Origin of the sequence: Arthrobacter sp. lap29, assembly GCF_032458965.1 — a bacterium.
Classification (GTDB): Bacteria; Actinomycetota; Actinomycetes; order Actinomycetales; family Micrococcaceae; genus Specibacter; species Specibacter psychrochitiniphilus.
Window position 1 is genome coordinate 1 of sequence record NZ_JAUCEK010000021.1, and the last position, 6,398, is coordinate 6,398.

The 6,398-nt window shown below is 54.5% G+C and carries 6 protein-coding genes and 1 pseudogene; 2 read left to right on the top strand and 5 right to left on the bottom strand.

Annotated features, from left to right (window positions below):
• The 4 genes and pseudogenes from RY113_RS18180 to RY113_RS18195 form a co-directional block, all read right to left on the bottom strand.
• Positions 1-609: pseudogene (locus RY113_RS18180) on the bottom strand (transposase); the annotation flags it as partial.
• A 194-nt stretch (positions 610-803) separates the two neighbouring features.
• Positions 804-1,331 (bottom strand): MarR family transcriptional regulator, encoded by a 528-nt coding sequence (locus tag RY113_RS18185; RefSeq protein WP_315915786.1) that lies wholly within the window; start codon positions 1,329-1,331, stop codon positions 804-806.
• A gap of 95 nt (positions 1,332-1,426) precedes the next feature.
• Positions 1,427-3,622 (bottom strand): MMPL family transporter, encoded by a 2,196-nt coding sequence (locus RY113_RS18190; protein ID WP_315915787.1) that lies wholly within the window; start codon positions 3,620-3,622, stop codon positions 1,427-1,429.
• Between the two features lie 73 nt (positions 3,623-3,695).
• Positions 3,696-3,998 carry a winged helix DNA-binding protein gene (locus tag RY113_RS18195; protein WP_315915788.1) on the bottom strand — a complete coding sequence of 101 codons (303 nt, stop codon included), beginning with the start codon at positions 3,996-3,998 and terminating at the stop codon, positions 3,696-3,698.
• A 121-nt stretch (positions 3,999-4,119) separates the two neighbouring features.
• Between RY113_RS18195 and RY113_RS18200 the strand changes: the two genes are divergently transcribed.
• Complete coding sequence (locus RY113_RS18200; protein ID WP_315915789.1) at positions 4,120-4,557, top strand: transposase family protein; 438 nt, start codon at positions 4,120-4,122, stop codon at positions 4,555-4,557.
• Positions 4,472-5,263 (top strand): ISAs1 family transposase, encoded by a 792-nt coding sequence (locus tag RY113_RS18205; protein WP_315915792.1) that lies wholly within the window; start codon positions 4,472-4,474, stop codon positions 5,261-5,263. The genes RY113_RS18200 and RY113_RS18205 overlap by 86 nt, the downstream gene beginning before the upstream one ends.
• Positions 5,264-5,407: 144 nt before the next feature.
• On the opposite strand, the gene RY113_RS18210 is transcribed toward RY113_RS18205, so the two are convergent.
• On the bottom strand, positions 5,408-6,172 hold the full coding sequence (locus tag RY113_RS18210) for an MAB_1171c family putative transporter (protein ID WP_315915791.1): 765 nt from the start codon (positions 6,170-6,172) through the stop codon (positions 5,408-5,410).
• Positions 6,173-6,398 lie beyond the last annotated feature (226 nt).

Consider the following 6,398-nt stretch of genomic DNA (forward strand, 5'->3'; position numbering starts at 1 on the left):
ACGCTCTGGAAGACCGTGGCGATAGTCTTCTTCAAGCCGATGTGGGCATCGGAGATCGCTCGCTTCACCCCGTCCAGTCCACGGGTTTTCATGGAACGCAGGAACGCGGTCTAGAACTCCTCGTTCTCGCTGTCGCCAACATCGAAACCCAACACCTCATGGCGCCCGTCCTCAGCCACACCAAAAGTGACCACGAACGCTTGAGACACCACACGGTGCGCGACTCTGGCCTTGCAGCGAGTCGCATCGAGGAACACGTACGGGTAGTCCATGGCCACGAGGTCAGAGACACGGAAAGCACCGACCTTCTGGTCCAGGTCCTGACAGATCCGGGAGACCTCGGACTTGGGAATCCCGTATCGGCCCCGAGCGCCCAGACCAAATTGTCGACCTTGCGGTGGAAATTCCGTGCAGATAGGCCTCCATCACAACCATGTAGAGGGCCTGATTAACGCGGCGGAGCCGTTCAAGCAACGCAGGGAAGAACGACACGTTCCGCAGCTTGGAGATCTTCAGGTTCAAATCACCCGCTATGGTCGTCAAGGTCCTGGGCCGGGAACCGTTGAGCTGGGGCGTGCGCGCCTTGGAACGTTCGAACGGGTCGGCTGAGGAAACAGTGGAGCATCAACGGGCTCCTGCGTGGCCGATATAGCGGTGTCTTGTTTAAAGTGAGATATCCGACGCAAGTACCTAGCGCCGGATATTTCACTTTCATACATAGTCTCGTTGTCTACGATTTTTGATACGCATCATCTCGGATCGAAGATTTTACCCGCGTGGGCGTGAGCTCCGCTGAGCGGAACCTATGCCACGCGGTTTGGCGCTTGGATAGGAATCCTTTTTTGCTCAAACCGTCGATCTAAAACAGGGCCACTCGCGGTGAATCCGAGGAAGCGTCGAAGTGAGGCCGTAAGGGCCTGCGTTTCCTCAAGGGAGAACAATGAAGCTGTCTCAGTGTCAATCTCTTCCTCGACTTTGCGAAGTTGAGGCAGCAGGGATGTGCCTTTTGAGGACAGTTCCAAAAGCACTGCTCGACGATCCTTTGGATTTGGCGTTCGTAAAATTAGATCTTGGTTCACCAAGGCCTCGACGATACGACTTGGACTGCCCGCCTCACAAACGATCAGTTCACCAAGACTTTTCAGAGTCAATGGGCCGAATTCATCCAAAACAAGGAGGATCTCCGATTGAGAGACAGTGAGTTTGAACTCACTAAGTTTACGCGAAAGTGCCCGGCTTCCCTCTCTTTGGGCAGCAAGGACCAAATACCTGAGTTCAGATGGGGCCAGCAGAGTTTCGGGTGCGTCAATTTTCGCTCTTCCGTGTCGCATTCCAACTCTCCTCTACGATTAGGCATGTAAGCCTATTGAGGCTAGTATCCAATGAAAATAATAACATGTCACGTATTTTCCTTGGTGAGGGGTGATCACTGCTTGACTAGGTTCCCGTACTCTAAATTCATTTCAATAGCTTCATCAGAGTCAGAATTTTTAACAGGTTCACCTTCACGCTGTATCCTCCGGCCAAGTGCCCGGGGCCCCATGAGTCGAAGAACTGCCGGCATTATGATGCTCCGGATGACGACGGCATCAAGGATCACTGCAATTGCCAGCCCAATGCCGATCTCCCTAACGATGCTGATCTGGGCTGATGTGAACGCCACAAAAACGGCAACCATGATGAGTGCTGCGCTGTTGATCATGCTACGTGTCTGGGTGGTGCCAGCTTCGATGGCATCATTGTACGCGAGCCCGTTTTTGTATGCCTCAATGATGCGGGAAATTATTATGACCATATAGTCCATGCTCAGCCCAAACATGACTGCGAAAAGCAAGATCGGTGTCACTGAGTTCATGGGCGCCTGACCCGAAATATCAACGAATGCAGTTAGTAGGCCTACGCTGGCCATAACGACGAGCGTATTGAACGCCAATGCTATGAGGGGAAGAAGGGCTGATTTGAAAGCGATCAGCAGCATAGCGTACGTAAGCAGGAAAACCAGCGCCAGGATCCAAGGGATTGAACTAACAAGCGTGTTGTCGAAGTCGATTCCCTGCGCTGTTGCTCCTGTTACGCCAATTATGTCTGCTGAGGGAGCGATGCCTGCGAGGCTTGCCCTTAGTTCCTTGATGAGTTCGTGAGTGAATACGGTGTCTGGTCCTGCCGAGGGGTCGATCACAATCCGCGTCACGCTTGAGTTGTCGGCATTGGACCAGAGGGAAGCCAAAGGTTCGGGCACTGATGATTCAAGTGCCTTCGCCAGTTCTGCTTGGGAAATTCCACTTGTCAGCACCGAGCGTACTATCGCTGAGGGGTCAAGGCGCTCCACCTCATCTGTAACTTGTTGAATTGATTGAAGTGTTTGCATACGTGAAACATCATTTGATGCTGTGAGGACAACTTGAATGGGAAAGAGCCCTTCATGACCAATATTTTGCTCAATACGTTCAAGGCCAATGCGGGCAGAATCATCAGCGGGGAGAACGCTGGCGCTGGCCACTGGGGATTGAAGGGATATTCCCAGCATCGGCATGGCCATCAACAACATCATGAGAGCACCCGCTGAAGCGACTACTCCGGGGTTTTTCTTGCCGCGGGTCTTTAATGGGATGCGAGGAGCAGGCAGGAATTTCAATGTGCCCCATTCAATGCGGCGGTCCAAGAGCTTCAGCCCTGCCGGCAGAACTGTCATCGTAAGCAGTAGCGCGGAGAGGGTGACGACGATTCCTCCGAGAGCAATGCTGGTGAAGGCCATAAGATTTGGGATAAATAGCGCTGACAGTGCAACTACTACCGCGATGCCGCTGAAGACCACCGAACGGCCCGCTGTATTGAATGCCGTGGACAGCGCGCTGGAAATGTCGTGGCCGTGGGAGAGCTCTTCACGATATCTTTTGATAATAAACAATGAGTAGTCCACGGCGACTGCCAAGCCAATCATGGAAACAATGTTTGTGTACAACAAAGAGATGTCGGTAAGCCGGGTTACAAGGTAGCCGAGGGCGTAACTTACAGCCAGCGCACTGCCCGCCAAGACGAGTGGTACTGCAGTGGCTGCAACAGACCGGAAAATAATCAAGAGAATTATGATCAGCAGGGGAAAGACAATCAGTTCCGCACGAACGGCGTCTTCCTTTGAATGGACGTTGAGGTTGTAGTCCAGGGCTGGCTGGCCGGTGACATAGATGCGGGCTTCCGTGGATTCGGACAGCGATTGCTGAAGGTCGGGAGTCAAATTTTGGATTTCCGTATTGTCGCCGAGGAAGCCTGCTGCAAGTACTGCGGTTTTGCCGTCATTTGATTGCCAGGCAGGATTTGTCAGTGGCGTTTGGATTGAATCGGCACCTAGGGCCGTAAGTTCCGCACCCAGTCCTTCGATCTCGGTAGCTGTAATCGATTTTTCGGCTTCAACCGCGATTAGAACTTGGTTTGGAGCATCTCCAAAGGCCTGTTCAACTACTTGTTGGGTTGTAATGGCCTCAGCGCGGGGATTGGTGAATCCACCTGCAGTCAATGCCCCATCGAGTTTGAGTGCAAAGAATCCGGAAATCATCATAATGATCAGCCAGAGCCCCAAGATGATTCGTGGGTGTGCAATGGAGAACTGCGGTAAACGGTTCATGGAATGAGCTTTCGGTTGGGTAAAGTGAGTGATGTAACATGTATGTTGTATCACTCATTTGACCTCATGTCGATCAGACGGTGGGCAGCCTATTGTTCAGCCGCACCGACTCTGAACTGTTTCCTAGAAGCAGACGCAAAGCATTCGTCATATTTTCAATGCCTTCATCTGACAGGCTGTCGTGCAGTTCGTCATCGATCCATGTCATGGCGCGTGCAATTTTCAGAGCAAGGGACTGCCCGGAACTCGTAATGCTGAAATGAACGATCCTCCGATCATGGGCATCCCTGCGGCGGTCGACATATCCACGTTGGACCAATTGGTCCATGGAGCGACTCGGGCTTCCGCTGTCACAAAGGGTGCAGGGTGGCTGCAAAGTCTTTTATGAGGGGATGGCGTCTTAACATGTGAGACGAACGGGGCCGTGGCTGTTTAAAGATGAGAACTCCTGTTAAGCCAGATGGTGTCTAAGCCGCTGGATTGCCAGGAGTTCTCGTATGTCATCTTCTCACTTTGCTTTGTTCATTGACGAATTCGCTCCGCTGGGCGCGGTTCAGGTTGATCCGGGTAAGGTCCTTGCGGCTCTGTGTGAATTGCCGGATCCTCGGAAGAAACGCGGGGTCAGGCACCGTTTCCCGCACTTGCTGGTGATCATGGTCTGTTCAATATTGGCGGGGGCAACGACGCTAGTGGAGATGGCTGAATGGGCCGCTGACACGGCGCGGGACCAGCTGGCTATCTTGGGTATCGGCTCCCCACACGCCACCACTTTGGGGAGGGTATTCGAACGACTTGATGCTGACATGCTGGACCGCTTGGCCGGGGCATGGGCGCAGGGGGGCAACGCCCCTGGTCGCGGTCGCTATCGATGGCAAGGAAGTACGTGGTGCCAAGAATGGCGGCGGTACGCGGGTACATCTGATGGCGGCTATTGATCATGGAACCGGTGCCGTGTTGGGGCAGGTATCGGTGGCCGAGAAATCGAACGAGATCCCCTATTTTTCAACACTATTGGACGGAATCACGGACCTTACCGGTGTGGTCGTATCGGCGGATGCACTCCATACCCAGCGTAAGCATGCCGAGTATCTTCATGGCCGGGGCGCCTTCTATGTGCTCACGGTGAAGGGAAACCAGCCTGGTCTGCACAAGCAATGCGCGGACCTGCCGTGGAAACGAGTCAGGGCAGGGAACAAGACCGTGGAGACCGCCAACGGCCGGGACATTGAGCGGACCGTGAAGTGCGTGAGTATTGCTGAGGGCACCAACTTTCCCCGCGCAGCCCAAGCCGCTCAGATCACCCGAAAGTCACGGCCAGTGGGAACACGGAAGTGGCACACAGAGACGGTGTACATCGTCACGTCGCTGACACCGTCACAGGGAAAACCTGCCGAGATAGGGGCGTGGATCCGTGGTCATTGGGCTATCGAAAACGGGCTCCACTACCGCCGGGACGTTCTTTTTCGGGAAGACCATAGCCAAGTACGCAACGGTGAAGCACCACGCGTGATGGCATCTCTAAGAAACATCGCCATCACAATTCTCCGGCTACAAGGAGAAACTAACCTCGCCAAAGCCACTCGAGGTGCCCGCAACTACCCGGACCGCGCCCTTAAACTAGCCGGCATCACTATCAGCTAAACGACTTTGCAGCCGCCCTGCAGTGGACGCGGCAAGGGCTAAGCATTCGCCCCGATTCGCTGCCAGCCGCGACCCAAAGATCTTGGCCCTAGCGGGCCCGGCTTGGATCAACCAACCGCAGGAAATCACCGAAAAAGAAGCGGCCTAACTCCCGCCGGATACGTTCAGCTTGAAAGATTCCGCGCCGGCGAGTTCGGCCTCGGCGTGGATTCCGCACTCATCAGGGCCTGAGGCTGGTCCGCGTTTGAGTTCATGGGAGATCTTGATCAGTGCGTTCAGGTCAGGTTCGTAGTCGTCATCGCGCAGGTCTGGCTGTGGGGCGAACACGAATATCGGTTCCTTCGGCAGTTTGATTTCGTCCGTGGAGCTCGCAGCGATGAAAAGCGCACGCTCCACTAAGCGTGCGGCTTCTTGTGGCGTGGGGTTCCACTCCTCGATGAGTTTATCGCCAGCCAGCATGCCGATATAAGGACCAAGCCGCGTCAGTCCGTCCCGACATTCCACATAACGACGGTAGAGATCTGCGGAATTCGCGCACCATTGTTTCTCATTCTTCCGACCGTCATTGAGCACTAGCTCCGGGTAGACTCCCATCAAGCCATCCCACAACTGGCCGAGTTGCCGGTGCTGGACGCAACAAACGATGCGCTCCTGTACCACTTGCACCATGCTCACAAGCCAGGGCAAGCCGACTCCGATACAGACCAGGATCGCCGACGCTTGCCCGAAGATGAAGTTGTGTACATAGGTGACGGGTTGCCCTGGCACACGCAGAGCGGGAAGGTTAACCCACAAGAACCTGAAGACGCAGCTGACCGCGAGACCTGCTAGGCCAGCTGAGATCAGGGTCAAGGACACCATCCGCAGAGGCCGGCCCCCCCAATGCGCCTCCCGGCAAGGACTGCACATGCCGCATAGCTAAACAACAGGTAGAAGTTGCCAAGATTATAAAATGTACGGACTCGCCAGTCAGAGAGATATTTCGAAGTCAGCTCATGATTCCGAAGCTCGGACGGGACAAAAGCGGTGACGATAATCATCCCCGAAAGACAGAAGATGCAAGCCGCGACTTCCCAGGGCCATGGTGGGGTCAGCCCTCGTAGAGGAATTTGCCGCAGGAATCCAACCATCAAGC

Coding starts and splice junctions, on each gene's coding strand:
- RY113_RS18190 (WP_315915787.1), bottom strand. CDS start 3,622: ATGAACCGTTTACCGCAGTTCTCCATTGCACACCCACGAATCATCTTG.
- RY113_RS18200 (WP_315915789.1), top strand. CDS start 4,120: ATGTCATCTTCTCACTTTGCTTTGTTCATTGACGAATTCGCTCCGCTG.
- RY113_RS18185 (WP_315915786.1), bottom strand. CDS start 1,331: ATGCGACACGGAAGAGCGAAAATTGACGCACCCGAAACTCTGCTGGCC.
- RY113_RS18210 (WP_315915791.1), bottom strand. CDS start 6,172: ATGTGCAGTCCTTGCCGGGAGGCGCATTGGGGGGGCCGGCCTCTGCGG.